Raw genomic sequence first — 23,720 nt, forward strand, 5'->3', positions numbered from 1 at the left:
GCCGTACCGTTGCAGCGATGACATAGCTATTCGTCGCTTCCCCTGACGCTACGGCAACGCTACGTTGCTGATGGTGCAAACATGTTGAGAATTGGGGAGGAATGCGCATGGGTAGGGTAGCCATCGTCACCGGCGGTACACGCGGGATCGGGGAGGCGATTTGCAAGCGTCTTGCCCGGCAGGGTCATACCGTGATCGCCAACTATGCGGGCAATGAAGAAAAGGCAAAGGCCTTCACCGCCGAAACGGGCATTCCCGCGTTCAAATGGGATGTCGGCGATCACGAAGCCACGTTGGAAGGGTGCGCGCAGATCGCGCGCGATTTCGGTGCCGTCGATATCGTGGTGAACAATGCGGGCATCACCCGGGATGGCACGCTGCGCAAGGTCAGTTTCGATGACTGGAACGACGTGATCCGCGTCAACCTTGGCGGGTGCTTCAACATGGCCAAGGCCACTTTCCCCGACATGTGCGAACGGGGATGGGGACGGATCGTCAATATTGGTTCGATCAACGGACAGGCGGGCCAATACGGCCAGGTCAATTATGCTGCAGCCAAAAGCGGTATTCACGGATTCACGAAAGCTCTGGCGCAGGAAGGCGCGAAATGCGGCGTCACCGTGAACGCCATCGCGCCGGGATATATCGACACTGATATGGTCGCCGCCGTGCCCGCGCCCGTGCTGGAGAAGATCGTCGCCAAGATCCCCGTCGGCCGGCTTGGCATGGCGGAAGAAATCGCCCGCGGGGTGGCTTTCCTCACGTCAGAGAATGGCGGATTCATGACGGGTTCGACCATGAGCATCAATGGCGGCCAGCACATGTATTGATCGTGACCTGCCGCGGTCTTGCGCCAAACCCAAAGTGCCGGGAAAAAAAGGCCCCTGCCTTGCGGCAGGGGCTTGAAGGCAGGAGCCAAGGCTCCTCGGGTCGCACCAATGTGTTAGCAGAGTAATGCGACGATTCTCGTGACAATGGCTGTTAGGTTCGAACAGATCGGTGGGAAGAACAGCCCGCCCGCCATCAAATTCCCGCGCAGAAACCATGTTTTGTCCCGAATCGCCGGGCATCTGTCACGTGCCTGCGTTAGCCCGCCAATGAAGGAGACTTCCGATGGCTGACCGCATTCTTGTATTCTACGGATCCTACCGCCACGACCAGCAAGGCATCCGACTGGCCGAATACTGCGTCCGCCAGTTACAGGGACGCGGTGCGGATGCCGAGCTGATCGATGCACAGGCGGTGAATCTCCCCATGCTCGACCGCATGTACAAGGAATATCCCGAAGGTGAGGCGCCTGCGGCGATGGAGGCGCTGGCAGGCAAGATCCGCAAGGCCGATGCCTTCGTGTTTGTGACGGGCGAATATAATTGGAGCGTGCAGCCCGGGCTGAAGAACCTCACCGACCACTTTCTGGAAGAATGGTTCTGGCGGCCCGCGGCGATCGCGAGCTACTCTGCCGGACGTTTCGGCGGGGTGCGCTCTGCACTGGCGTGGCGCGATATCCTCGGCGAGATGGGAATGGTGGTGGTCTCGAGCACCATTGCGGTGGGTCCGATGAAGGATACTCTGGACGAGGACGGGGAGCCAGTGGGCGATGGCGGCAAGGCGCTCGAGCAGCAGTTTCCGCGCTTTGCCGATGATCTGCTGTGGTGGACCGCGGCAGCCAAGACGCAGCGAGAGAAGGTGAAGCCGCCTTATTGAGGGCGTGCGTGACAAAAGTGACGAAGGCTTAAGGGCTTGCATCTTATGCGACGCCCATGTCCGTGCATTTCGATATCAACAAGATCAGCTTTTTCGGACTGGATGATTGGTCCGTAGCGGTCTGTGCCTGGCGGGGCTGCTGCCTTGAGGTATTTTCCCGCGCCGAACATTCAGTTGCGGATTGCCTGCGCGCGCTCGAAAAGGCGGGCATCGCCGTGGGCAAGGATGCGCGCCACCCTTTCGCCGGCGCGCGCCTCAAAGCGTTGAGCACCTGCATCGCCAGTCACGATTTCGGGGTACACGGCAAGGTCGCAAGGACGCGTATCGGGCGGTGGGAGAAGGTCCACGAATTGCGCGCCTATCTCGCACACGGGACGGTGAAGGCGTCGGGTAACGGTGTGGTCATCCAGCATGCCGCATTCGACGGGAAGACCGAGAAACGCCTGCCGCCACGGCAGCTCAACCGGATCGAGATGCTTACCATTCTTGCCGAGCTCGAGGAGGTGCAAACACACCTCCATCAGCAGCTGGGTCACATCAAGGCACTGGCCGCGAAGGTGAAGCCTACAAAGGATTCCACGAAGACCAACCCCGGATCAAGTCTGGGGTGACGGCTGAGAGGCTGAAGCCAGCCCCCTACCCCCGATACAGCCCGTCAATCCGCGGCTGATATCGGTCGCGGATCTTGTGACGCCGTATCTTCATGCTCGGCGTCATTTCCTCATTCTCGATCGAAAACGCTTCGTCGGCGAACGCGAACTGGCGGACCTTCTCGATCACCGACAGGTCGGCATTAGTCCGGTCGACCGCCGCGCGCACCGCGTTCTTGAACGCGGGGAGATCCTGCAACGCCTTCAGGTCGAACTTCTCGCCATTGGCGCGCGCCCATTCCAGCGCCCATTCGGCGTCCGGCACGATGAGGCCCACGACATAGGGCCGCTTGTCCCCGCTCACCATCGCCTGCGCGATTTCGGGCTGGAGTGTCAGCATCCCTTCGACCTTCTGGGGGGCGATGTTGTCGCCCTTGTCGTTGACGATCATGTCCTTCTTGCGGTCGGTGATGACGATCCGGCCCTTGTTATCGAAATGGCCGATGTCGCCGGTGTGCAGCCAGCCATCTTTCAGCGTGCGCGCGGTTTCGGCTTCGTTGCGCCAGTAACCATGCATCACCAGTTCGCCGCGCACCAGCAGCTCGCCATCTTCGGCCACGCGCACCTCGACCCCGCGCAGCGGCGGGCCGACCGTGTCCATCTTCAGCCCGACCTTGGGGCGATTGCAGCTGATCACCGGCCCGGCTTCGGTCTGGCCGTAGCCTTGCAGCATGGTCAGCCCCATCGCATCGAAGAAATTGCCGACTTCGGGGTTGAGCGGCGCGCCGCCCGAAACCATCGCCTTGATCCGTCCGCCAAACTTGGCGCGGATCTTGGGACGCAGTGTCTTTTCGATCAGCAGATCAAGCGGCCGGTCGCGCAGACGCTTTTTGCCGTCCTTGCTGTTCCCGGCGATCCTGAGCGCACTGTCCATCATGAAATTGGCCACTTTGCCCTGCTTTTCGACCTGTTTCATGATGCGCGTGCGCAGCACTTCAAACAGGCGCGGGACCACGACCATCAGCGTCGGGCGGGTTTCCTCGATATTGCTCGCCAGCTTTTCCAGGCCTTCGGAATAGAAAATTTCCGCGCCGACGCCGATGGGCAGATATTGTCCGCCGGAGTGTTCATAGGCGTGGCTGAGTGGGAGGAACGACAGGAACCGTTCTTCGGTGAGGCCGAAATCCTCGATCAGAACCTCAGCCGCGCCCGCCGCATTGCACAGGATCGCTCCATGATGCTGCTTCACGCCGCGCGGCGCCCCGCCGGTGCCGCTGGTGTAGATCAGACATGCGGTGTCAGACCGGTCAATTTCCGCGATCCGCGTATTCACTGCTTCCCGCGCTTCTGCTGCGTCGCCGATCACAAGAGCGCCCCAGCTATGATATTCAAAGCTGCCCGATTGCTGCCGTTTCAGATTGTCGATACCGATGACATGTTCAACCAGCCCGGTTTCGCCGATCGCGCCCACCAGCGGGGCGAGCAGCTTTTCATTCGAGACGACCACGGCGCGTGCGCCGGAATTGTCGAGGATGTGCGCGTGATCGCGCCGCGTGTTGGTGGTATAGGTGGGCACCGTAATGCAGCCTGCCGCCATGATCGCCAGATCCGCGATGCACCATTCGGGCCGGTTTTCGGACACCAGCGCCACCCGGTCGCCATCATCAAGCCCCATACGCCGCAATGCTTCGGCCAGCAGGCAAACATGCTCTGCCGCAGATCGCCAGCTTTGCGTGACCCACTGCCCGCCGGTCTTGCGGCCAAGGAAAGACGCATCGCCTTTTTCATCGGCCCGCATGAGGAACAGTTCGACAAGGTTCCGGGCCTTGTCGATGTCCTGTAACAGCGGGTGGTCCGCAGGGTTGGCAACCGCGCGGGGCGAATGCGGCAAGGCGGGGGCATGCACTGGCAAAGGCTCCTGATCCCTTCGGGTTATCGTCTCGGAGTTCAAGCCTGACCCCGTATGCGGCCCAGATTAGAAGCTGATCGCCGGAGCAGCAAGCGCAGAGCGGCGATCCGCCCCCAGCCGCGTCACTTGTATTCGAGCTTGCCTGCCAGCCGCGGATCAACAGCGACCTCCCATCCGCCGGTCGGCAGACGCCGCAGGGCGTTGGCCTTCAGCGGCGGGGAGCCTTTGCGAATGGCGCTATGACCCAATGCTTTCAGCGCGGGTTCCATCGCTTCAAGCGCGCTGCCGCTTTCGATCAGCACCGAATCGCCGAAGCTCATGATAAAAGGCATGGCAAGCGCGTCCTGCGCGCTCATCCCGAAATCGATCACGCCGATGATCGACCGGGCCACCTGCACCGGAATGGTTGGCCCGCCTGCAGCACCAATAACAATCACGATCTGACCTTGCGCATCATAGACGATGGTCGGCGCCATTGAAGAACGCGGACGCTTCCCGCCCTCGACCCGGTTGGCAACCGGCTTGCCATCAGCTTCGGGTGTCAGGGTGAAGTCGGTCAGCTCGTTGTTGAGATAGAACCCACCAAAGAACAGTCCCGATCCGAACGCACCTTCGATAGTCGATGTGTAGCTGACGGCGTTACCCGCTGCATCGGCGATGGCGAAATGGGTTGTGCCGTTTTCCGGTTCTTCCGGCCCGTCGCCGCGTGCCAGCGGCGCGCCGGGCGGCACGCCTGCTTCGGCCTTGGCCATCGTGGTTTCAGGCGCGATCAAGGCCGATCGGCGCGCGACATAGGCGCGATCCACCAACCCCGACACTGGGACAACGACGAAATCGGCATCCGCAATGTAGAGTTCGCGATCAGCATAGGCGATGCGCTGGCTTTCGACGAACAGGTGCCAGAACTGCGGGCTTCCCGGGCCCATCGCGGCAAGATCGAACCGTTCGAGCTGACCGAGCATCTGCGCCACCGCGACGCCGCCCGACGATGGCGGGCCCATCCCGCACACCCGGTACGTGCGATAGGGCGCGCACACGGGGTCGCGGGACTTGGCGGAATAGCCGCGCATGTCGGCCGGGGTCATCGTGCCGTCCTGCGGAGTTTCCTTGGCGATCCAGCGCGCCAGCTCGTCGGCGCTGCGATCGTACATCGCACCGGGCCCGCCTGCGGCCAGATCGGCAAGCGTCGCAGCCAGTTCCGGATTGCGCACCAATGTGCCGATCGGCAGCGGTTCGCCATCAGCGCCAAAAAACACCCGCCGCGCCGCTTCGTCGCGATCGGCCCGGCCCTTGTTCTGCGCGAGCGATTCGTGCAGCCGGCGGTTCATTGTGAACCCGTCACGTGCCAGCGCGATGGCAGGATCGAACAGCGCAGCCCAAGGCAGCGAACCCTGTTCAGCGTGGGCCTTGGCGGCAAGCGCCATGTTTCCGGGCACACCAACGCTCAGGCCGGAAAAGACCCGAACCTCACGCGGCAACACCTTGCCTTGCGGATCGAGAAACCGGGTCGGTGTGGCCGCCGCCGGCGCCGTTTCGCGGCCATCGATGGTAGTCAGCGCACCATTCGCCCCGTCGGCGCGCAGCATGAAGCCGCCCCCACCGATTCCGGAACTTTGCGGCTCGACCACCGTAAGCGCCAGCATTACGGCAATTGCGGCATCGACCGCAGAACCGCCTTGCGCCAGCATCGCATCACCCGCAGCGGTTGCGCGCGGGTCGGCGGAGCTGACCGCGCCTGCGGACGCTGGCCGCGAAGGTTCGACCGGCGGAAGGGTGGCGCAGCCCGAAAGCGCCAGCGCCACCGAAGCGGCAAGAGCAGGAAAGAAACGCATGACTGCGTGCTATTCGCTTCCCACCGCTTCGGCAATGCTCGCAAAGCCTTCACGCCGCATAAGCGCTTCCAGCCCGCGCACGATCCGCGCGCCAAGGCCGGGGCCTGCATAGACCATCGCCGAATAGAGCTGCACCAGGCTTGCCCCGGCCCGTATCCGCTCCCAGGCATGGTCTGCGGTCGCAATTCCGCCGACGCCAACCAGCGGAATCGCACCGCCGGTGGCCTTGCGAAAATCGCGCAGACGCTGAGTGGCCAATGCGCGCAGCGGCGCGCCAGACAACCCGCCCGCTTCGCCCGCGTGCCGCGAACTGAGTGCGGGGCGCGCAATCGTGGTGTTCGACACGACCAGCGCGCCCAGCCGCTTGTCGTGCGCAATGCGCGCAATCGCATCGATATCGGCCGGCTCCAGATCGGGGGCGACCTTCAGGAATATGGGGACGCGCGCGGCATTGGCTGCCGCATCGCGCGCGGCGGTAACGGCGTCTATCAGCGCGGCAAGCGCGCCTTCATCCTGGAGCGCCCGCAGCCCCGGCGTATTAGGCGATGACACATTGACGCACAGATAGCTGGCATAAGGCGCCATCTTGCGCACCATCACCGCATAATCGGCGATGCGATCGACCGAATCCTTGTTGGCGCCGATATTCACGGCAACGATACCGGACCGCCCCTTGCGCGCCTGCAACCGCGACAGCGCCGCCTCCGCCCCGCTGTTGTTGAACCCCATGCGATTGATCACCGCCTGATCCTCGACCAGCCGGAACAACCGCGGCTTGGGATTGCCAGCCTGCGGCAACGGCGTGATCGAGCCGACTTCGGTAAAGCCGAACCCCAGGCCCAGAAGCGCGTCAGGCACTTCGGCGTCCTTGTCGAAACCTGCCGCCACGCCGACCGGATTGGGAAACGACAGTCCCGCCACATTGATCGCCAGCGCGCCGCCCGGTGCTGGCGGGTTCCGGCGCGGAAGCGCTGACAGGCCGCGAATCGCGAGGCGATGACCGGCTTCCGGATCGAGCGCGAACAAAGCAGGTTTGATAAGATCGAACAGCATCGTTCGCGCCGTTAGGTCAGCGGGGTTTGCGTGTCGAGCGAATCGGACGGATTGGCACGACCGCAGTTGTTTAATCGCGAATTTGTGGGCCAAAATGGGACTACCAGTGCCTTAGGGGCAATTGCGTGTCGCTTGCATACAATCCTTTAGGCGATTCGCACTTTATGGGCTTTCTTGCGACCCGAAGGGCTCGGAGCAACATTGCTTGGAGTTCCTCTACTTAAACAGGCGGTGCCTCCTATGGAGGTGCCGCCTTTTTTTTAATCCTGTATTGATCAGGGAAAGAAATGTGCCATGACGCATTAAGGCACATCATGGACACATCGATAGCCCCGCCCGATCTGATCGGCCGCCCGCCCGGCGAAGACTCCATGCTTACTTCGCCAGCATTGATCGCAATCGATTACATTGCACCGCCGCCGCAGCTCGCGCCCTTTGTCACGACGCTTTATCACTTCCGCTGTGATGAACCGATGATCCGCGATATCCAGCCCGCATCAATCGGGAATCTGTGCCTGTTCCCGCACGGCACGGGGGAAATGCAATTTGCGCAGGGGCACCGCGATCCGAATCCCCCGATCGGCCTGATGACCCCGCTGTCACGCGCCACCCCGATCGTGGTCGACGGCCCCTTTCATGCCTTTGGCGCCGCGCTTACGCCCTTGGGATGGGCCGCATTGACAGGGCTTCACGCCGGGCAATACCGCGATCGCCTGCTGCCCGCATCGACATTGCTTGGTCCGGCCATCAACGAGATCGGTGAGCGCCTGCTTGCGGATTACCGCGAAGGCGCATTGTCCGGGCGGGACTGCGCAAGGGCAGTCGGTGATTTTATTGCCCAGAACCTCAAACCGATCAATCCGCGCCATCTGGAACTGATAGCGGCCACCGGGCGCTGGCTGGCCGCCTCGTTCAATCCCGACGTCAGCGCGCTGGCGGGTGTCGCGGGGTATTCGGCGCGTCAGGTTCAACGTCTGGTCGAACGCTATTTCGGCCTCCCCCCGCGCGCGTTGGCCCGCAAGTATCGCGCTTTGCGCGCCGCTGCACTGCTGTCCGCCCCGCTGCTGTCATTGCAGGACGAGGCCGAAATAGCCGAGGCCTTCTTCGATCAACCGCACATGATCCGCGAAATCGCTCACTTCGTCGGGCGAACCCCGGCGCGGCTGTCTGATCCTTCGACCCCCTACCTGTCCGAAATGATCGGTGCGCGAAACCTGCGCGAACTGAATCCCTGACCCACCCGCCGCACCCGAGCAGGCAAGGGGGCGCTTTGCGGTTGTAATACGAGCGGTTCGGTCCTAATTGACAAATCGGAACGAACCAGTCCGAATTGAGAACCGCTCGCAATGCGCCTGTCCAATCTTGCCGATTACGCCGTCATCACGATGTGCCAGGCCGCGCAGCACTGCGGCAACGGCCGGGTGAGCGCATCTGAACTGGCCGCCGAAACGGGTTTGCCGGTGCCCACCGTACAGAAGCTGGTGTCGAAGCTGACCGGGGCGGGGCTGCTTCGCACGGTCAGAGGCGCGCATGGCGGTCTGCAGTTGGGGCGCCCTGCTGCGGCGATCACCGTGGCGGATATTGTCGAAGCGATCGAAGGGCGCATCGCGCTCACCGCCTGCGTCGATCACACCGCCTGCGATTACGAGGCCGCGTGCAACATGAAACCGCATTGGCCGATCATCAACGAGGCGCTGCGCGGTGCGCTGGCGGGCATCACGCTTGCCCAGCTGCGCAATCCGCCGGCAGCGGTGCCGACCATCCCCCTTGTCGAGGAATATCTCGCATGAGCGACCAGATTGAAGTGCAAGACCGCGAAGCCCGCGAAGCCGCCGCCAAGGCCGCCGATTACGAGCATGGCTGGTCGTCGGATATCGAGACCGAATTTGCCGAAAAAGGCCTTACCGAAGACACGGTGCGGTTCATCTCGGCCAAGAAGAACGAGCCCGAATGGATGCTCGACTGGCGGCTGAAGGCCTTCCGCCTGTGGCAGACCATGCCGGAGCCCGACTGGGCCAAGGTTGGTTATCCCACAATCGACTATCAGGACGCCTATTACTACGCCGCGCCAAAGAAGAAGATCGAGCTCGATTCGCTCGATGACCTCGATCCCGAGATCAAGCGGATCTACGACAAGCTTGGCATTCCGCTGGGCGAGCAGGAAGTGCTGGCAGGCGTCAAGGGTGCGAAGAAGGTCGCGGTCGATGCGGTGTTCGACAGCGTTTCTGTCGCCACCAGCTTCCGCGCCGAGCTGCTGCGCGCGGGCGTGATCTTCCTCTCGATCTCAGAAGCGATCCGCGAATATCCCGACCTCGTCAAGAAGTGGCTCGGCAAGGTCGTGCCGGTGCGCGACAACTATTTTGCGGCGCTGAACTGCGCAGTCTTTTCCGACGGCACCTTCGTCTATGTGCCCGAAGGCGTGCGCTGCCCGATGGAGCTTTCGACCTATTTCCGCATCAACGCCGAAAACACCGGGCAGTTCGAACGCACGCTGATCATCGCCGAAAAGGGCGCTTACGTCAGCTACCTCGAGGGCTGCACCGCGCCGATGCGCGATGAGAACCAACTCCACGCCGCGGTGGTCGAACTGGTCGCGATGGACGATGCCGAGATCAAATATTCGACCGTGCAGAACTGGTATCCCGGCAATGCCGAGGGCAAGGGCGGAATCTACAACTTCGTCACCAAGCGCGCGCTGTGCCAGGGGGACCGCTCCAAGGTCAGCTGGACGCAGGTCGAAACCGGCTCGGCGGTGACGTGGAAATATCCCTCCTGCGTGCTCAATGGCGAGGATAGCGTGGGCGAGTTCTACTCGGTCGCGGTCACCAACAATTACCAGCAGGCCGACACCGGCACCAAGATGATCCACAACGGCAAGAACAGCCGCTCGACGATCATCTCCAAGGGGATTTCGGCGGGTAAATCATCGAACACCTATCGCGGCCTCGTCCGCGTCGGTCCGACCGCGAGCGGCGTGCGCAACTTCACCCAGTGCGACAGCCTGCTGCTGGGCGACCAATGCGGCGCGCACACCGTGCCCTATATCGAGGTCAAGAACCCCAGCGCCCAGATCGAGCACGAGGCGACCACCAGCAAGATCAGCGACGAACAGCTGTTCTACGCAATGCAGCGCGGGCTGGGCGAAGAGGAAGCCGTGGCGCTGATCGTCAACGGCTTTGCCAAGGATGTGCTGAAAGAGCTGCCGATGGAGTTCGCCGTGGAGGCGCAGAAGCTGCTGGCGATTTCGCTTGAGGGGAGCGTGGGGTGAGATACGCCTTTGCCTTCTTGCTCTTATTGGGCTGGCTTCTAAGCGGGCCATGGATTGCCAAGGGCTATGGCGATTGGAGAGTGCCCCTTCCGAACACCCATTCGACCTTTGATCTTGCGATATTCTACTTCCTGCCGATCGCTGCCATTGCGATTGCCGTCAGCACTTACCGGGCGAAGCGCACCTCATGACCACCCGCAAAACCCTCGCCCTCAACCCCGAGGCCGCCACCGCCGAAGCCCCCGCGCTCAAGAAGAAGGGCCGCGGGTGGGAGATTTCGGATAAGCGGCTCGACGCGCTGCACGAACAGGCGCGCGAGATGCGGCGCCATTCATCCGAAGCGCACAAGGCGCTGGCGGAGAAGTTCAGCAAGGCTGATCTGGGCCGCTACACCTTCACCCGCCACGCGGTGGTCGGCAGCGCAATTGTCGATTTCAACTGCCATGCCATGGGCCTCGCGCTGTCGATCGACGAAGAAGGGCAGAACGATGCCCTCGCCAAGCGGCGCGACAAGAGCCTCGAAAGCGTCGGCATCAAGGTGATGCGGATCGCGGCGAAGGACATCCTCGAAGACATAGACGCGGTGCTCCAGCGCCTCACCACAGTGATGCGCGACCGGATTGCCGAACGCAAAGCCGCCGCCCGCGCCCACAAGGCGGCCAATCCCAATCAAAGCTACGACCGCCCCAAGCCGCGCCCCGGCGCCAGGGACGACCGCAAACCGCGTGATGATCGCAAGCCCCGTGCGCCTTCGTCATCGCGATAAGACAGAGAACGAAACGATGCTCGAAATCACCAACCTCCACGCCACCGTCGGTGGCGGCGACAATCCCAAGCCGATCCTAAAGGGTCTGACCCTGAGCGTGCCTGCGGGCGAGATTCACGCGATCATGGGCCCCAATGGCGCGGGTAAATCGACGTTGTCGAACGTGCTCGGCGGCAAGCCCGGCTATGATGTGACCGAAGGCAGCGTGACCTTCAACGGTGAAGACCTCCTCGCGCTCGACCCGCATGAACGCGCTGCCAAGGGCCTGTTTCTAGGCTTCCAATACCCGGTCGAAATCCCCGGCGTCTCCAACGTGCAGTTCCTGCGCGAAGCCCTCAATTCGCAGCGCAAGGCCCGAGGGGAAGAACCGCTCAGCGGCGGGGAGTTCCTGAAGCTCGCCAAAGACAAGGCCGCGCTGCTGCAAATGGACATGGACATGCTCAAGCGGCAGGTGAATGTCGGCTTTTCCGGCGGCGAAAAGAAGCGCGCCGAAATGGTGCAGATGGGCATTCTGAACCCCAGCTTCGCGGTGCTGGATGAAACCGACTCAGGCCTAGATATCGACGCGCTGCGGATCGTGGGCGCAGGCATCAATTCCATCATGCGCAGCCCCGACAAGGCTGTGCTGCTCATCACTCACTACCAGCGCCTGCTCGACATCGTCACGCCCGACAAGGTCAGCATCCTTGCCGATGGCCGGATCGTCGAAACCGGTGGCCCCGAACTCGCGCTGCGGCTTGAGGCCGAGGGTTATGACGCGGTGATGGCGTGACCACAGCCACTCTTCAGCCCCCCCGTCTACCGACGCGCCGCGACGAGGCGTGGCGCTACGCCGATATGGACGGTGTGGCGCGGCTTGGCGCGGCGGCGCTTGACCAGTGGCAGGCGATCGACGTGCCAGCGGGCGAGCGCGTCTCGCGCTGCATGACAGTTGGCGGTGACGCACCCGAACTACACCGCTTTCGCGTGACACTGGGCGAAGGGGCGCAGGCGGCGTTCTTCGTCACCAATGCGGGCGGCGATTACACCCGCGTCGAGATCGAAGTGCGGCTCGCCCGCGGTGCGCATTTCGAATTCGGCGGCGTGACCATTGGCGGCAGCCATGTCACCCGCGAATTCGTGACGCAGGTCGTACACGCCGAACCCGACGCGACCAGCAACCAGACCGTGCGCGCTGTTCACTGGGCCGGGGCGACCGGCAATTTCCTTGGCGAAATCAAGGTTGCACGCGATGCGCAAAGGACTGACGCGGCGCAGGATTTCAAGGCGCTGCTGCTCGAAGCGGGGGCAAGCGCCAATGCGGTTCCGCAGCTTGAAATCTTTGCTGACGACGTAAAGTGTGCGCACGGCGCAACGGTCGGCGAACTGGACGAAGCGGCGCGGTTCTACATGATGGCCCGCGGGCTCGATCCGGCCACCGCGCAGCGGTTGCTGGTGCAGGCCTTTATCGGCGATGCCTTCGTGGCGCTGTATGACGAGAATGAGCGCGAGGCGCTGCTCGCTGCGGCGCTCGGCGCGCTGGAAGGAGCCAAGCTGTGAACGCCCCCGCAGCCATTCAGCGCGACTTCAGCGCCGAGTTTCCCGGCCTTGTCACAGCCGATGGGCAGCCCTGGCACTACCTCGACACCGCCGCCACGGCGCAAAAACCGCGCGCCGTGATCGACGCGATGGCCCGCGCCATGGGCGAGGACTATGCGACCGTCCACCGCGGGGTTTACGCACGCTCGGCCGACATGACGATCGCTTACGAAGCGGCGCGGCGCACTGTTGCGCGCTTCATCGGTGGACATGAAGACGAGCTGATCTTCACCCGCGGCGCAACCGAGGCGATCAATCTGGTCGCGCAGACCTGGGGCCGCGCGAATCTCAAGGCAGGGGACCGCATCCTGCTTTCGCAACTGGAGCACCATTCCAACATCGTCCCGTGGCAGATGGTGGCGCAGGAAACCGGCGCGGTGATCGACGTGTGCCCGCTGACCGACGATCATCAGATCGATCTTGACGCGGCTGAAGCGATGCTGACCGAGGCGCACAAGCTAGTGGCCTTTGGTCATGTCTCCAACGTGGTGGGCAGTCTGCTTGACGCGCCGCGGGCGGCGGCGGCGGCGTACAAGGTGGGTGCAAAGCTGCTGCTCGACGGATGCCAGAGCGCGCCGCACATGGGCGTCGATGTTGCGGCACTGGCCTGCGATTTCTACGTTTTCTCGGCCCACAAGCTTTACGGTCCGACCGGGATCGGCGCCTTGTGGGCGAAGGCGGAATTGCTCGCTGATATGCCCCCCTATCAGGGCGGCGGGGCGATGATCGACCGCGTGACCTTTGCCGGGACCACCTATGGCTCCGGCCCGCAGCGGTTCGAGGCGGGCACACCTGCCATCACCGAGGCCATCGCCTTTGCCGCTGCCGCCGATTACGTCAGCGCGATTGGCCCTGACCGCATCCACGCGCACGAACAAGCGCTGGTTGCCCGCCTGCGCCGGGAACTTGGGGCGATGAATGATGTGACGCTGTTCGGCCCTGCTGACAGCGCCGGGATCGTCAGCTTCGCGATTGATGACATTCACCCGCACGATCTCGGCACAATTCTGGATGAAAGCAATGTCGCGATCCGCGCCGGGCATCATTGCGCTCAGCCATTGATGGATTATCTTGGTGTTCCCGCCACCGCGCGCGCCAGCTTCGGACTCTATTCCACCGAAGCCGATGTCGACGCGCTGCTCGCCGGGATCGCCCGCACCCGCAAGATATTTGGAAAAGGATGAGAGCGATGGACAGCTCAGCCGATCAGACCGACATGAAGCCGCCGCGCGCCCGTGTTTCCGATGCGATCGACAACGATACCGAAACCGCCGCGCCCACGGGCGAGGCTGGCGCGCCGCGCAACCGCGATTACCTTGAAGGCTTCCTTGCCGCCAAAACGGGCGAGGCCGCTGTCGGCGGCGATGGCAGCGAATTGCAAGCCGATGTCATCGCCGCGTTGCGCGAAATCTTCGACCCGGAAATTCCGGTGAACATCTATGATCTCGGTCTGATCTACGGGGTCGAGGTTGATGACAACCGCGATGCCACTGTCACGATGACGCTGACCACCCCGCACTGCCCGGTGGCCGAATCAATGCCGGGTGAAATCGAACTGCGTGTTGCCAGCGTACCGGGCATTCGCGATGCCGAAGTGGTGCTGGTCTGGGACCCGCCGTGGGGCCCGCACAAGATGAGTGATGACGCCCGTCTTGAACTGGGAATGCTGTGATGACCGAAACCGCCACAACCACGCGTCCTGCCCCAAAGGCTGCGGTTATCCTCACCCCGTCGGCCGAAGCGCGCATTGCCGATTTGATGAGCAAGGCCCCGGCAGATGCCATCGGCGTCAAGCTGTCGACCCCGCGCCGGGGCTGTTCGGGCCTTGCCTATTCGGTCGACTATGTCACCACCGAAGCGAAGTTCGACGAGAAGATCGAGACACCGGGCGGTGTGTTCTACATCGACGGCGCCAGCGTCCTCTACCTTATCGGCAGCACGATGGACTGGCGCGAAGATGATTTCACCGCCGGTTTCGTTTTCGAAAATCCCAATGCCAAGGGCGCTTGCGGCTGCGGCGAGAGTTTCATGGTCTGAGGCGCCGTAGGCTCAATCGTCTGCCGCCAGCCGCGCGATAAGGCGGCTTTCCAGCTCATCAACCTCGCCATCGGCGGCGATCATCGTTTCAAGCCATTGGCTCTCATGGTTGGTGATTTTTTCGCCCTCGGCAGCCAGCGCGGCATAATTCAGACCAGACGCGCCCTTCTTGCCGAACACCTTGCCGAAATGGTTCATCACCTGCGGCGCTTCGCGCGCAACGCGGCCCATGAACCGGCCGACACTGGCGTGGTTGTCGGCAATAAAGCCTTCCAGCTCGCGCCGTCGTTCATGGCTGAGCTGCGCGTTCTTGAGCGTGAAGCCTTTTAGATAATTGGCGACTCCGTCGATGAACAGATCGTCCCATTCGGCGGCGTTTTCATCGCCCAGGGTCGCGTCCTTCAGCCGGAAGAGCATTTCAGCATCGAAGCGGGTGACAGCCGCCGGGCCATGACCGCCGCTGGCGAAGATGACGCGGCGGATGATGCGGCATTCCGCGGCGCTGATGTGTGTCGCCGACAACTGCCCCCCGCAGCGCGCCGGGCCCGTGCCGGTCAGCACTTCGCGCTCGATCACATCCAGCACATAGGATTTGAGCCGGTCGGGCGTGTTTTCTGCGCGTTCGAGGATCCGCACCAAGACCTCAAGCTCGGCCATGCTTTCGACCCGGCCATCGGCATCGATCTGCGCAATCAGCCATTCGGCCTCCTCCCGCGAGCATTGCAGCCGCGGCGGAGTGCCGTTCAACACATGCTCGCCGATTGCCTCGACGAAGAAGTCGCACCATTCGGAGCTGCGTGTAGCAAGTGCGGCGTTAAGCGCAAACAGGGCTTCGGCTTCGGCGCGGGTGATGATCCCGTCACCCCAGCCTTCGCGCCGCAGCGCCAGCAAACCATCGGCGGTGATCTGCCCTTCGGCGGCGGCGGCGCGGGCGATGGCGGTGAATTGCGTGGTCATGCGGCGTCGGTCCCCTGAAAATGCCGCCGGGTCATGCCACGGGCATGCTTAAGACCGCGTTACCGCGCGCACGCCTGACTTTCGACCTCGCGGATGCAGGCCCCCTTGTCCGTCGGAGCGCCGCCCTGACGCAGCCGCGCGTCGACATGAGTCGCCGTGGGCTGCGCCGTGGCGGCTAGCGGGTAGAGGTAGACATCGAGCACGCAGGCCGGACCTGCAAACTGCAGCTTGCGCGCGTCGCCTTCGGCAAGGTCGATCCGCGGCTCTCCGAACCGCCGGGTCAGCGCAGGCGCAGGCGATCCGATCACGCCTTCAAGTCCCGCTGCCGCCATCACCTGCGGCACCAGCACGACCGCGCTGCGGGCAGCGGCAGAGGAGGGCGCCGGACGCGCAGCGGTGGGCTGCCCGCTTCCCACACATCCCGCCAACGCCGAAGCGAGCATCGCGATCATGGCAAGCCGGCCGATCATGGCTTGCCCCCACGCGCGTCCAGCCGCCGCAGTACCAGATGGGTCCCGGCTGCTGCGCCGATAACGGGGGCGATGATATTCACAAAAGGCACCAGCATCATTCCTGCAATCACAGCGCCCAGCAATACCCGTTCGGGCCTGGAGACAGGGTTGGCGCTGTCCGCCCCGTCTGCATGGCGCAGCCACGCCATATCCGTCAATTCGCGCCCCAGCAGCACCGCATTCACCGCCAGAAACACCGCCGCCGGGCCGATGGCGGTGAACACCAACAGCGCCGCTACCGGCAGCGCCAGCAGATTCGCGCCCAGCGCCCGCATCGCCCCGCGAATCGCCACCACCGCTTCGCGCCGCAAGGGCAAGGGACGCGCCCGCGCTGCCAGCGCCGGATAGTGCCGCACTTCCACCGCCACGACGATCCCGTCAGCGAAGAACTGCAACACCGCCAGCGCCACGATCCGGAACAACAGCCACATCGCGATCGGCACCAGCACCGCCGTGGCCAGCCCCGCCCAGCTTTCCGCGACGCCATAGCGTGACGCGGCACCGGCGAGCCCGAAATAGACCCCTGCGCCCACCATCGCAAACAGCAGCAGCGTGATGACGATGCTTTTCGCCAGCACGGCCGTTACCGCACGGTCGCCCAATTGGCCGAAGGCTTTCACAATCGCGGCGAAGACAGCGGACATGGCGCGTGCGATGGGATGGGCGCGCAGCGAAGTCAACGCAGCGCGGCATGTGCGCACACAGAAGCTTGGCGCAGGCGGCGAAGGCGGCTAGGCGACCGCGAGCCATCATCCAAGGAATCCGCTGTGCCCGATACGACCCCGCCCCGTTACGATGTGATCGCCATTGGCAATGCCGTGGTCGACGTGATCGCTTCCTGTTCGGAGGAACTGATCGAGGAGCTTGAACTGAACCGCGGCGGCATGACCCTGATCGACGAGGGACGCGCGGACGAACTGTACGAAGCCATGCCGCCCGCACGCGAGATTTCGGGCGGTTCGGCGGCCAACACGCTGGCAGGTCTTGCCACACTTGGTCTCGAATGCGCTTTCATCGGCCAGGTGGCTGACGATCAGCTGGGCAAGGTGTTCCGCCACGACATGCGCGCCACCGGGATCGATTTTGATACGCCCGCACGCGAGGGCGAACCTGCGACGGGCCGCGTGCTGATCTTCGTGACGCCCGATGGCGAGCGGACGATGAACACCTTTCTGGGCGCAGGCCAGTTCCTGCCAGCGGGCGCGCTGGATGAAGACCTGATCGCTTCGGCGGCGATTCTCTATCTCGAAGGCTATCTGTGGGATCCGGAAGAGCCCCGCCGCGCCATGCGCCGCGCCATCGAAGTGGCACGCGATGCGGGCCGCAAGGTCGCCTTCACCGCCTCGGAAAGCTTCGTGATTGCGCGCCACGGTGACGATTTCCGCGCCATGATCGATGACGGCGTGATCGACATCCTGTTCGTCAACGAAAGCGAACTGGCAACGCTGACGGGCGAGGGCGACTTTGAAACCGGGCTTGCGGCGGTGGCGGGCAAGGTGCCGGTGCTGGTCGCCACGCAAGGCGAAAAGGGCGCGGTCGCGATTGCGCATGGCGAACGCGCCGAAGTGGCCGCTGTGCCGGTGCTGAAGGTGGTCGACACCACCGGCGCGGGCGACCAGTTCGCGGCCGGATTCCTGTCGGGCTATGCCAAGGGCGAACCGCTGACCCGCTGTCTGAAGCGCGGCGCGATCTGTGCATCCGAAGTGATCGCGCATTACGGCCCGCGGCCTGAAGCCGATATGCTGAAGCTGATGGAAGAACGGCTGTAGGTCTTTCGCTCGCCCCTCCGGGCGAGCGTCCTCGGCGCGTTTCGCGCTGCGCGCGAGCACCTGCGGGCGGGCGGTCGCCCTTGCGGGCCTGTGGCCCGGCGGGTTGGTCTTTCGCTCGTCGCTGCCGGCGAGCGTCCTCGGCGCGTTTCGCGCTGCGCGCGAGCACCTGCGGGCGGGCGGTCGCCCTTGCGGGCCTGTGTCCCGGTGGGTTGGTCTTTCGCTCGTCGCTCCGGGCGAGCCTCTTCTCAGAACGCAAATCTGCTTGCGACAGAGTCGGCGGCGCTGCGTTCAGCTTTGCGGCCGATTTCCTGTCGCATGAGACACATGAGACACTGTCCAGAAGCGCAAAAACCGCGCTCGGCGGGCGGGGTGGGGGCTGACAATGGCAAAGAGCGGCGGCGAGCCTAGCCGCTCCCCGCGCCTGTAGGAAAGTTCACCGCTCCGGCACGTATCCCGCCCCGCGCAGTGTCACCATGTAAGCCGCGATCTGGTCGATCTGTGCAGCGGTCAGGGTGAAATCCATGTCTTCGGGATAATTGTGCGCTTCGCCCAGCCACGCAGCAAGCGAGGCTTGCGAAAGCCCCCGCCGGTTGGCGATTGCGGCAAAGCTGGGGGCTTGCGGATTGGGGGACAGGAACGGCGGCTCAACCGCGTGGCACCCGCCGCATGCCCCTTCGACAAAGGCAGGCGCGCGCGTATCGGGCGAGGGCGAAGTCGCCTTGCCCACCATCGGCGGCGGGTTATCGGTGCCGGGCGCGGCGCAAGCGGCAAGCGCGAGAAGGGCGAGCGGGGCGAGGAAGCGAAAGGGGGGCTGGATCATGAAGCCCCTGTACGCCATCCGCATCACCCTGTCGTTGATGGGGATCAAATCAAGAGCCGGTCGTATGACCGCTTTTGGCGAAATGCGTCAGGATGGCGAATAACCGGAAGTGGGTGGTTTGCAGTCGTCAAAAAGCTGGCAAGATATACCGATTTATGCCGGACCAGATCACGGCGGTGACAAGTCCGAAATACGCTCCCAGCCACATCTGCTCTATCGAAAATGTGGGCAACCAGAATGCGAGGCCGCCAATTACTGAGCCGAACAGGACTGCGAAACCATACGAAAAAGCGCCTGTAGTTCGTGATTTCGCCAACTGATAAAGTCCTGAGACACAGATCAGGCCCGGTATTGTAAAAAATAAGATGGCGAACGCGAAATAAAGCGGGAAAACTATATCGTAGGCTGAATCGAGTGAATACGACGATGCGAGATGTGCTTGATAGGTGCTAACATAGCAACCAACCAAGCCGCCGAGGTAAGCGGCAAGGAGTAAGTTTGCTAAACGTCGCAGCCACATGGCACTGCATTTAGCGTTGAACCTTACGTCCGCAAAGGGGTCGTTTGCCGAACGGCAGGAATTTTCCAGAATTGTGACAAAGCTGCCAGGCCGCTTTCGGGGTTGCGCATGCGCCTTGCTCAATTCCGGAAGTTAGTGGAAATCGGGCATTCGTCGGTAGTATGCAAAACTGGCTAGCTGAGCGGCGTGTTCAGTTCCGGGTACTGCATTGGTTTCATGAACCGGGGTTAGCGAAGCTGACTGTCTTTGCTTCCGCGCCGATTGATCCCGACAGTAGCCTTGCGTGCATCACGAGCGGACTGACATGCGACGCAGACCTTTACCCCCGGCAATGCCCGGCGACGCGCTTCGGGGATATCCTCGCCGCATTCAGCGCAGATTTTTGCAGCTTCGCCTGATGGCAAATCGCTTCGCGCCCGCTTCACAGCGTCGCTTATTGTGTCGTCAATCTGATCTTGCACGGCACCATCGCGCGCCCATCCACCTGCCATTGCGCTTTCTCCTTCATTGCTCGAGCCTGCCGTGACAAGTGGCGAGCGTGCCAGCCTTTTCAAGCAAGCTTTGGTTTCAGCCTACGCCATTGAAGGCATAGCAGGCAGTCCGCTTTTATCCGGAAAGCCCGGATACCTGCCTTTCCGCCTTCGGACGTTGGCGAGCGACATGCGTATGTCTGCAAGTGGGTGGATAACTGACGATCAGGGGCGAGCGTGCTCTACCCCAGATTTCGGCGGCGATGCGGTCGTCGGGACACCGAGATTCAGTGTGCCGGAATACCAACCTTCTTCTGCGTCGAGTTCAACGCCAGCAACCTGCTCGCCTGGCGCGGGAGCAGGCGACGACTGCGGGCCGCACTTATCTGCTCCCTGACAGTTCCAAGCCGCACCCCCTCTGGCAGAAGTATTCAAGCTGACAGTTTCTTCGCGGGGCAGTCGGCCTGCCATCGGCATGTAACTTGGCTGCCAAGGCACTTCGGTGCGCATCGCATGGACGTTTCCGACCAAGGCGATCACGGTTATGTCGGGCTGCCCTGCGCCTATCAAGATTTCGGCCATGGCCTGTTCGTATTCGGCCGGAGTTGGCTGGGTCGTGAAAGTGGAAGGCTGAAAGGCAACAACCTTTTCGATCAGTCCGGCAGCGAGCATGCGCCTCAAGCTCTCGAATAGACGGAAGTATGCCTCGCTCGAGCGCCCATCCTTCACATCGCCATTCCACATCTGCGCTTTCAGGAACGCGCTTTGCGCAACGGCTTCTCCATCGGATTGCACAAAGGCGTCGATGGCAAGCTGGTCCGAGGTCGGTTGCTCCACTGCAACCACAACTGGGGTCAATTGGGCGGTAAGGCAAATCGCGTTAGCGAACGCTTCTGGCACCTCATTCGAGCCGTGGATTTCGCCGATCACGATCCAACGCGGCTGGCTTTCCAGAACCTTTTCCCAGTTGGGAATTCGCTGACATTCAATCTGCGCAGCGGGGGCGGCTAGAGTGAGAGCTAACGCTGAAAGATAGAGCAACAGCATCCGACCGCCTTATAATAAATTTATTGGTTCAGCACCATCTTCCATGTCCGCTTCGGGGTCGCTTCCTGAACGGCAGCTTTTTTCCAGCGATGCAGATATTCAGCCGCTATGCCTCGCGCTCTCGCGCCGCTTCGCGCCAGCCGATGTCGCGGCGGCAGAAGCCGCTTGGGAAACGCACCGCGTCCACTGCGGCGTAGGCACGCGCCTGCGCTTCGGTGACGCTGGCGCCGGTAGCGGTGACGGCCAGCACCCTGCCGCCGCTTGCCACCAGCGCGCCGTCCTTCAATGCGGTGCCCGCGTGGAACACCTTGGCGCCTTCAGCCTCGGCATTATTGAGCGCAATCGCGCCGCCCTTTTCAGGGGTGCCGGGATAGCCGTTGGCCGCCATCACCACGGTCAGCGCGGTCTGGTCACGGAATGACAGCGCCGTGCCCGCCAGTTCCCCCTTGGCGCAGGCAAGCATGATCGCGGCAAGATCGCTTTCCAGCCGCATCATCAGCACCTGGCATTCGGGATCGCCAAAGCGGGCGTTGTATTCGATCAGCTTCGGGCCGTCCGCCGTCAGCATCAATCCGGCGAACAGCACACCAGAATAGGGGTTCCCGTCTGCCCGCATCGTCCGCACGGTCGGCTCGATAATCTCGGCCATGACGCGGGCCTGCAAGTCCGGGGTCAGCACCGGAGCGGGGGAATAGGCGCCCATGCCGCCGGTGTTGGGGCCCACGTCCCCGTCGCCCACCCGCTTGTGATCCTGCGCGCTGCCAAATGGGACGATGGCGGTGCCATCGGTCAGCGCGAAGAAGCTGGCTTCCTCGCCGGCCATGAATTCCTCGATCACCACCTCGGCGCCTGCGCCGCCGAACTGCCCACCAAACATGTCGGCCAGCGCGGCCTCGGCATCCTCAAGCGTTTCGGCGATCACCACGCCCTTGCCCGCCGCCAGGCCATCGGCCTTGAGCACATAGGGCGACGTAAAGCGGGTGAGCGCGGCGCGGGCCTGTTCGAGTGATGCGGTGCGCACGTAACCGGCGGTGGGGATACCCGCACGCTGGCACAGGTCCTTGGTGAAACCCTTCGATCCTTCAAGCTGCGCCGCCGCCTGCGACGGGCCGAACACTGCGACGCCTGCTGCGCGCAGCGAATCGGAAAGCCCATCCACCAGCGGCGCTTCGGGGCCAACCACTACAAGGCCGATCGCCTGCGCCTTGCAAAAGGCGATCACTGCGCCGTGGTCGGTCGCGTCGAGCGCCACGCATTCCGCCTCATCGGCGATGCCGGGATTTCCGGGGGCGGCGTAAAGCTTTGCAAGGCTCGGGGATTGCGCCAACTTCCAGCTCAGCGCATGTTCGCGGCCCCCAGACCCCAGAAGCAGGATATTCATGGCCCCTCCGCCCAACAGTGATGACCCAACCGGTCTAAACGATGCCGGGCTGGTAGCGCGCCCACGGGGCGGCGACAATGCCCCGCCGCTGACCATCAGCGAGGTTTCCGCGCTGCTGAAACGTACGGTCGAAGATCGCTTCGGCTTTGTGCGGCTGCGCGGGGAATTGTCGGGCGTGAAGCGCGCGGCATCGGGGCATTTCTACTGCGCGCTGAAAGATGATGGCGCGCTGATCGACGGGGTGATGTGGAAGGGCAACGCGGCGCGGCTGAACTTCCGCGCCGAGGATGGTCTGGAGGTGATCGCCACCGGCAAGCTCACCACCTATCCGGGCCGGTCAAAATACCAGATCGTGATCGACAGCATGGAACTGGCGGGCGAAGGCGCGTTGCTGGCGCTGCTGGAAAAGACCCGCGCGCGGCTCGCGGGCGAAGGCCTGTTCGATGCCGGGCGCAAGCGCCGTCTGCCGTTTCTGCCGCAAGTGATCGGGGTGGTGACATCGCCGACGGGCGCGGTGATCCGCGATATTCTGCACCGGCTGGCGGATCGTTTCCCCACCCATGTGATCGTGTGGCCGGTGCTGGTGCAGGGCAACGGCGCGGCTGAACAGGTCGCGGCGGCCGTGCGGGGGTTCTCTGCGGTGGAGCCCGGCGGCCCGGTGCCGCGTCCCGATGTCGTGATCGTGGCGCGCGGCGGCGGCTCGATTGAGGATTTGTGGAGCTTTAATGAAGAGGCGGTGGTGCGCGCCATCGCGGAATGCACAATCCCGGTGATCAGCGCGGTGGGCCACGAAACCGACACCACGCTGGCCGATTTCGCCGCTGATCGCCGCGCGCCCACGCCCACTGCCGCTGCCGAAATGGCGGTGCCGGTGCGTGCCGATCTGGCCTTTACGCTGGCCGATCTCGCCTCACGTCAGCGCCGGGCGGTGTACCGTCCGGTGGAGCTGGGGCGCGAACGGCTGGCGGCACGGGTGCGAATGATGCCGCGGCCCGAAAACCTGCTGCAACCGCAGGCGCAGCGGCTGGACGAGCTGTCCGAACGGCTGCGCCGGGCGCTGGGGGACCGTTCCGCCAAGGGGCGCGAACGGCTGGCAGGCGCGGCAGCGCGGCTTTCGCCCAGTCTGCTCACCCGCGCCGCCACCGAAGCGCAGCGCCGGCTCGACCGGGCGCGGCTGACCTCTGCCCTGATCGAACGGCCGCTGCGGCAAGGCGCAGACCGGCTCGGCGCGCTGACCCGTGTGATGAGCCAGCTTCACCCCGAAAAGCCACTGGAGCGCGGCTATGCGATCATCCGCGATTCGGGCGGGAGGGCGCTGACGAACCGCGCCGATGCCGCGCGCGAACCCGCTCTGACGATGCAATTTCGCGATGGAACGCTTGATGCGGTTCCCACGACCGGCACCCCGCCCCCGCCTCAACCCACGCCGCAACCCTCACGCAAACGCAGTCCGGGCGCCGGTCCGGTTCAAGATGATTTGTTCACTTAACGCTGCGGTGCTATCAAA

The 23,720-nt window shown here is 63.4% G+C and carries 26 protein-coding genes; 15 read left to right on the top strand and 11 right to left on the bottom strand.

Annotation, left to right across the window (positions count from 1 at the left end; genetic code table 11):
- Positions 1–107: 107 nt before the first annotated feature.
- From phbB to SJY33_RS11165, 3 genes are all read left to right on the top strand, one after another.
- Positions 108–830, top strand: coding sequence for an acetoacetyl-CoA reductase (gene phbB, locus SJY33_RS11155; RefSeq protein ID WP_379922834.1), 723 nt, complete (start codon positions 108–110; stop codon positions 828–830).
- 283 nt (positions 831–1,113) lie between these two features.
- Positions 1,114–1,704 (top strand): NADPH-dependent FMN reductase, encoded by a 591-nt coding sequence (locus SJY33_RS11160; protein ID WP_379922835.1) that lies wholly within the window; start codon positions 1,114–1,116, stop codon positions 1,702–1,704.
- A gap of 56 nt (positions 1,705–1,760) precedes the next feature.
- Complete coding sequence (locus SJY33_RS11165) at positions 1,761–2,315, top strand: hypothetical protein (protein ID WP_379922836.1); 555 nt, start codon at positions 1,761–1,763, stop codon at positions 2,313–2,315.
- Between the two features lie 25 nt (positions 2,316–2,340).
- On the opposite strand, the gene SJY33_RS11170 is transcribed toward SJY33_RS11165, so the two are convergent.
- The 3 genes from SJY33_RS11170 to SJY33_RS11180 all read right to left on the bottom strand — a co-directional run bounded on the left by SJY33_RS11170 (position 2,341) and on the right by SJY33_RS11180 (position 7,088).
- Entirely contained in the window at positions 2,341–4,200 is a 1,860-nt protein-coding gene (locus SJY33_RS11170; protein ID WP_379922837.1) for an AMP-dependent synthetase/ligase, read from the bottom strand.
- A gap of 125 nt (positions 4,201–4,325) precedes the next feature.
- A complete protein-coding gene (ggt, locus tag SJY33_RS11175) occupies positions 4,326–6,035 on the bottom strand; it encodes a gamma-glutamyltransferase (protein WP_379922838.1) in 1,710 nt (569 codons plus the stop codon).
- 9 nt (positions 6,036–6,044) lie between these two features.
- The gene (locus tag SJY33_RS11180; RefSeq protein WP_379922839.1) at positions 6,045–7,088 is read right to left on the bottom strand and encodes a quinone-dependent dihydroorotate dehydrogenase; all 1,044 of its coding nucleotides are present in this window, start codon (positions 7,086–7,088) and stop codon (positions 6,045–6,047) included.
- A 314-nt stretch (positions 7,089–7,402) separates the two neighbouring features.
- On the opposite strand from SJY33_RS11180, the gene SJY33_RS11185 reads away from it, so the two are divergent.
- From SJY33_RS11185 to SJY33_RS11230, 10 genes are all read left to right on the top strand, one after another.
- Positions 7,403–8,323, top strand: a complete 921-nt coding sequence (locus SJY33_RS11185) for a helix-turn-helix domain-containing protein (RefSeq protein WP_379922840.1) — start codon at positions 7,403–7,405, stop codon at positions 8,321–8,323.
- Positions 8,324–8,434: 111 nt separating this feature from the next.
- A complete protein-coding gene (locus tag SJY33_RS11190) occupies positions 8,435–8,878 on the top strand; it encodes an SUF system Fe-S cluster assembly regulator (protein ID WP_379922841.1) in 444 nt (147 codons plus the stop codon).
- Entirely contained in the window at positions 8,875–10,356 is a 1,482-nt protein-coding gene (gene sufB, locus SJY33_RS11195) for a Fe-S cluster assembly protein SufB (protein WP_379922842.1), read from the top strand. The genes SJY33_RS11190 and sufB overlap by 4 nt, the downstream gene beginning before the upstream one ends.
- Positions 10,353–10,547 (top strand): hypothetical protein, encoded by a 195-nt coding sequence (locus tag SJY33_RS11200; protein ID WP_379922843.1) that lies wholly within the window; start codon positions 10,353–10,355, stop codon positions 10,545–10,547. The genes sufB and SJY33_RS11200 overlap by 4 nt, the downstream gene beginning before the upstream one ends.
- Positions 10,544–11,122: an endonuclease domain-containing protein gene (locus tag SJY33_RS11205; RefSeq protein ID WP_379922844.1), complete on the top strand. Its 579-nt coding sequence runs from the start codon at positions 10,544–10,546 to the stop codon at positions 11,120–11,122. Before SJY33_RS11200 ends, SJY33_RS11205 begins: the two co-directional genes overlap by 4 nt.
- Before the next feature lie 16 nt (positions 11,123–11,138).
- Positions 11,139–11,894, top strand: coding sequence for a Fe-S cluster assembly ATPase SufC (gene sufC / locus SJY33_RS11210; RefSeq protein WP_379922845.1), 756 nt, complete (start codon positions 11,139–11,141; stop codon positions 11,892–11,894).
- Positions 11,891–12,661, top strand: coding sequence for a SufD family Fe-S cluster assembly protein (locus SJY33_RS11215; RefSeq protein WP_379922846.1), 771 nt, complete (start codon positions 11,891–11,893; stop codon positions 12,659–12,661). Before sufC ends, SJY33_RS11215 begins: the two co-directional genes overlap by 4 nt.
- Complete coding sequence (locus SJY33_RS11220) at positions 12,658–13,884, top strand: aminotransferase class V-fold PLP-dependent enzyme (RefSeq protein ID WP_379922847.1); 1,227 nt, start codon at positions 12,658–12,660, stop codon at positions 13,882–13,884. The genes SJY33_RS11215 and SJY33_RS11220 overlap by 4 nt, the downstream gene beginning before the upstream one ends.
- Before the next feature lie 5 nt (positions 13,885–13,889).
- Positions 13,890–14,372: an SUF system Fe-S cluster assembly protein gene (locus SJY33_RS11225; protein WP_379922848.1), complete on the top strand. Its 483-nt coding sequence runs from the start codon at positions 13,890–13,892 to the stop codon at positions 14,370–14,372.
- A complete protein-coding gene (locus tag SJY33_RS11230) occupies positions 14,372–14,737 on the top strand; it encodes a HesB/IscA family protein (protein ID WP_379922849.1) in 366 nt (121 codons plus the stop codon). Before SJY33_RS11225 ends, SJY33_RS11230 begins: the two co-directional genes overlap by 1 nt.
- Positions 14,738–14,749: 12 nt before the next feature.
- On the opposite strand, the gene SJY33_RS11235 is transcribed toward SJY33_RS11230, so the two are convergent.
- Genes SJY33_RS11235 through SJY33_RS11245 form a run of 3 tightly spaced genes read right to left on the bottom strand, consistent with a single transcriptional unit; the run spans position 14,750 to position 16,850 of the window.
- Positions 14,750–15,694: a hypothetical protein gene (locus SJY33_RS11235; protein ID WP_379922850.1), complete on the bottom strand. Its 945-nt coding sequence runs from the start codon at positions 15,692–15,694 to the stop codon at positions 14,750–14,752.
- Positions 15,695–15,753: 59 nt separating this feature from the next.
- Positions 15,754–16,164, bottom strand: coding sequence for a hypothetical protein (locus SJY33_RS11240; protein ID WP_379922851.1), 411 nt, complete (start codon positions 16,162–16,164; stop codon positions 15,754–15,756).
- Positions 16,161–16,850 carry an EI24 domain-containing protein gene (locus SJY33_RS11245; RefSeq protein ID WP_379922852.1) on the bottom strand — a complete coding sequence of 230 codons (690 nt, stop codon included), beginning with the start codon at positions 16,848–16,850 and terminating at the stop codon, positions 16,161–16,163. The genes SJY33_RS11240 and SJY33_RS11245 overlap by 4 nt, the downstream gene beginning before the upstream one ends.
- A gap of 123 nt (positions 16,851–16,973) precedes the next feature.
- Between SJY33_RS11245 and SJY33_RS11250 the strand changes: the two genes are divergently transcribed.
- Positions 16,974–17,975 carry an adenosine kinase gene (locus tag SJY33_RS11250; protein ID WP_379922853.1) on the top strand — a complete coding sequence of 334 codons (1,002 nt, stop codon included), beginning with the start codon at positions 16,974–16,976 and terminating at the stop codon, positions 17,973–17,975.
- A gap of 433 nt (positions 17,976–18,408) precedes the next feature.
- Here SJY33_RS11250 and SJY33_RS11255 read toward each other — a convergent pair whose 3' ends face one another.
- From SJY33_RS11255 to purD, 5 genes are all read right to left on the bottom strand, one after another.
- Positions 18,409–18,795 carry a hypothetical protein gene (locus SJY33_RS11255; protein ID WP_379922854.1) on the bottom strand — a complete coding sequence of 129 codons (387 nt, stop codon included), beginning with the start codon at positions 18,793–18,795 and terminating at the stop codon, positions 18,409–18,411.
- Positions 18,796–18,922: 127 nt separating this feature from the next.
- Complete coding sequence (locus SJY33_RS11260) at positions 18,923–19,438, bottom strand: hypothetical protein (RefSeq protein WP_379922855.1); 516 nt, start codon at positions 19,436–19,438, stop codon at positions 18,923–18,925.
- Between the two features lie 104 nt (positions 19,439–19,542).
- Complete coding sequence (locus SJY33_RS11265) at positions 19,543–19,806, bottom strand: DksA/TraR family C4-type zinc finger protein (RefSeq protein ID WP_379922856.1); 264 nt, start codon at positions 19,804–19,806, stop codon at positions 19,543–19,545.
- Between the two features lie 204 nt (positions 19,807–20,010).
- On the bottom strand, positions 20,011–20,832 hold the full coding sequence (locus SJY33_RS11270; protein WP_379922857.1) for a hypothetical protein: 822 nt from the start codon (positions 20,830–20,832) through the stop codon (positions 20,011–20,013).
- A gap of 106 nt (positions 20,833–20,938) precedes the next feature.
- Complete coding sequence (purD, locus tag SJY33_RS11275) at positions 20,939–22,213, bottom strand: phosphoribosylamine--glycine ligase (protein ID WP_379922859.1); 1,275 nt, start codon at positions 22,211–22,213, stop codon at positions 20,939–20,941.
- Here purD and xseA point away from each other — a divergent pair.
- Entirely contained in the window at positions 22,212–23,702 is a 1,491-nt protein-coding gene (xseA, locus tag SJY33_RS11280) for an exodeoxyribonuclease VII large subunit (RefSeq protein ID WP_379922860.1), read from the top strand. The two genes, purD and xseA, sit on opposite strands and share 2 nt — an antisense overlap.
- Positions 23,703–23,720 lie beyond the last annotated feature (18 nt).

The organism is Erythrobacter sp. R86502 (assembly GCF_042466465.1).
In the GTDB taxonomy this organism is placed as follows: Bacteria; Pseudomonadota; Alphaproteobacteria; order Sphingomonadales; family Sphingomonadaceae; genus Erythrobacter.

What these genes read in the sequence shown, in the direction of transcription:
- SJY33_RS11230 (WP_379922849.1), top strand. Translation starts at nt 14,372, where the DNA reads ATGACCGAAACCGCCACAACCACGCGTCCTGCCCCAAAGGCTGCGGTT.
- SJY33_RS11205 (WP_379922844.1), top strand. Translation starts at nt 10,544, where the DNA reads ATGACCACCCGCAAAACCCTCGCCCTCAACCCCGAGGCCGCCACCGCC.
- SJY33_RS11165 (WP_379922836.1), top strand. Translation starts at nt 1,761, where the DNA reads ATGTCCGTGCATTTCGATATCAACAAGATCAGCTTTTTCGGACTGGAT.
- SJY33_RS11240 (WP_379922851.1), bottom strand. Translation starts at nt 16,164, where the DNA reads ATGATCGGCCGGCTTGCCATGATCGCGATGCTCGCTTCGGCGTTGGCG.
- SJY33_RS11225 (WP_379922848.1), top strand. Translation starts at nt 13,890, where the DNA reads ATGGACAGCTCAGCCGATCAGACCGACATGAAGCCGCCGCGCGCCCGT.
- SJY33_RS11180 (WP_379922839.1), bottom strand. Translation starts at nt 7,088, where the DNA reads ATGCTGTTCGATCTTATCAAACCTGCTTTGTTCGCGCTCGATCCGGAA.
- SJY33_RS11190 (WP_379922841.1), top strand. Translation starts at nt 8,435, where the DNA reads ATGCGCCTGTCCAATCTTGCCGATTACGCCGTCATCACGATGTGCCAG.
- SJY33_RS11185 (WP_379922840.1), top strand. Translation starts at nt 7,403, where the DNA reads ATGGACACATCGATAGCCCCGCCCGATCTGATCGGCCGCCCGCCCGGC.
- ggt (WP_379922838.1), bottom strand. Translation starts at nt 6,035, where the DNA reads ATGCGTTTCTTTCCTGCTCTTGCCGCTTCGGTGGCGCTGGCGCTTTCG.
- sufB (WP_379922842.1), top strand. Translation starts at nt 8,875, where the DNA reads ATGAGCGACCAGATTGAAGTGCAAGACCGCGAAGCCCGCGAAGCCGCC.
- SJY33_RS11245 (WP_379922852.1), bottom strand. Translation starts at nt 16,850, where the DNA reads ATGTCCGCTGTCTTCGCCGCGATTGTGAAAGCCTTCGGCCAATTGGGC.
- SJY33_RS11160 (WP_379922835.1), top strand. Translation starts at nt 1,114, where the DNA reads ATGGCTGACCGCATTCTTGTATTCTACGGATCCTACCGCCACGACCAG.
- phbB (WP_379922834.1), top strand. Translation starts at nt 108, where the DNA reads ATGGGTAGGGTAGCCATCGTCACCGGCGGTACACGCGGGATCGGGGAG.
- SJY33_RS11270 (WP_379922857.1), bottom strand. Translation starts at nt 20,832, where the DNA reads ATGCTGTTGCTCTATCTTTCAGCGTTAGCTCTCACTCTAGCCGCCCCC.
- xseA (WP_379922860.1), top strand. Translation starts at nt 22,212, where the DNA reads ATGGCCCCTCCGCCCAACAGTGATGACCCAACCGGTCTAAACGATGCC.
- SJY33_RS11235 (WP_379922850.1), bottom strand. Translation starts at nt 15,694, where the DNA reads ATGACCACGCAATTCACCGCCATCGCCCGCGCCGCCGCCGCCGAAGGG.
- SJY33_RS11265 (WP_379922856.1), bottom strand. Translation starts at nt 19,806, where the DNA reads ATGGCAGGTGGATGGGCGCGCGATGGTGCCGTGCAAGATCAGATTGAC.
- purD (WP_379922859.1), bottom strand. Translation starts at nt 22,213, where the DNA reads ATGAATATCCTGCTTCTGGGGTCTGGGGGCCGCGAACATGCGCTGAGC.
- SJY33_RS11255 (WP_379922854.1), bottom strand. Translation starts at nt 18,795, where the DNA reads ATGATCCAGCCCCCCTTTCGCTTCCTCGCCCCGCTCGCCCTTCTCGCG.
- sufC (WP_379922845.1), top strand. Translation starts at nt 11,139, where the DNA reads ATGCTCGAAATCACCAACCTCCACGCCACCGTCGGTGGCGGCGACAAT.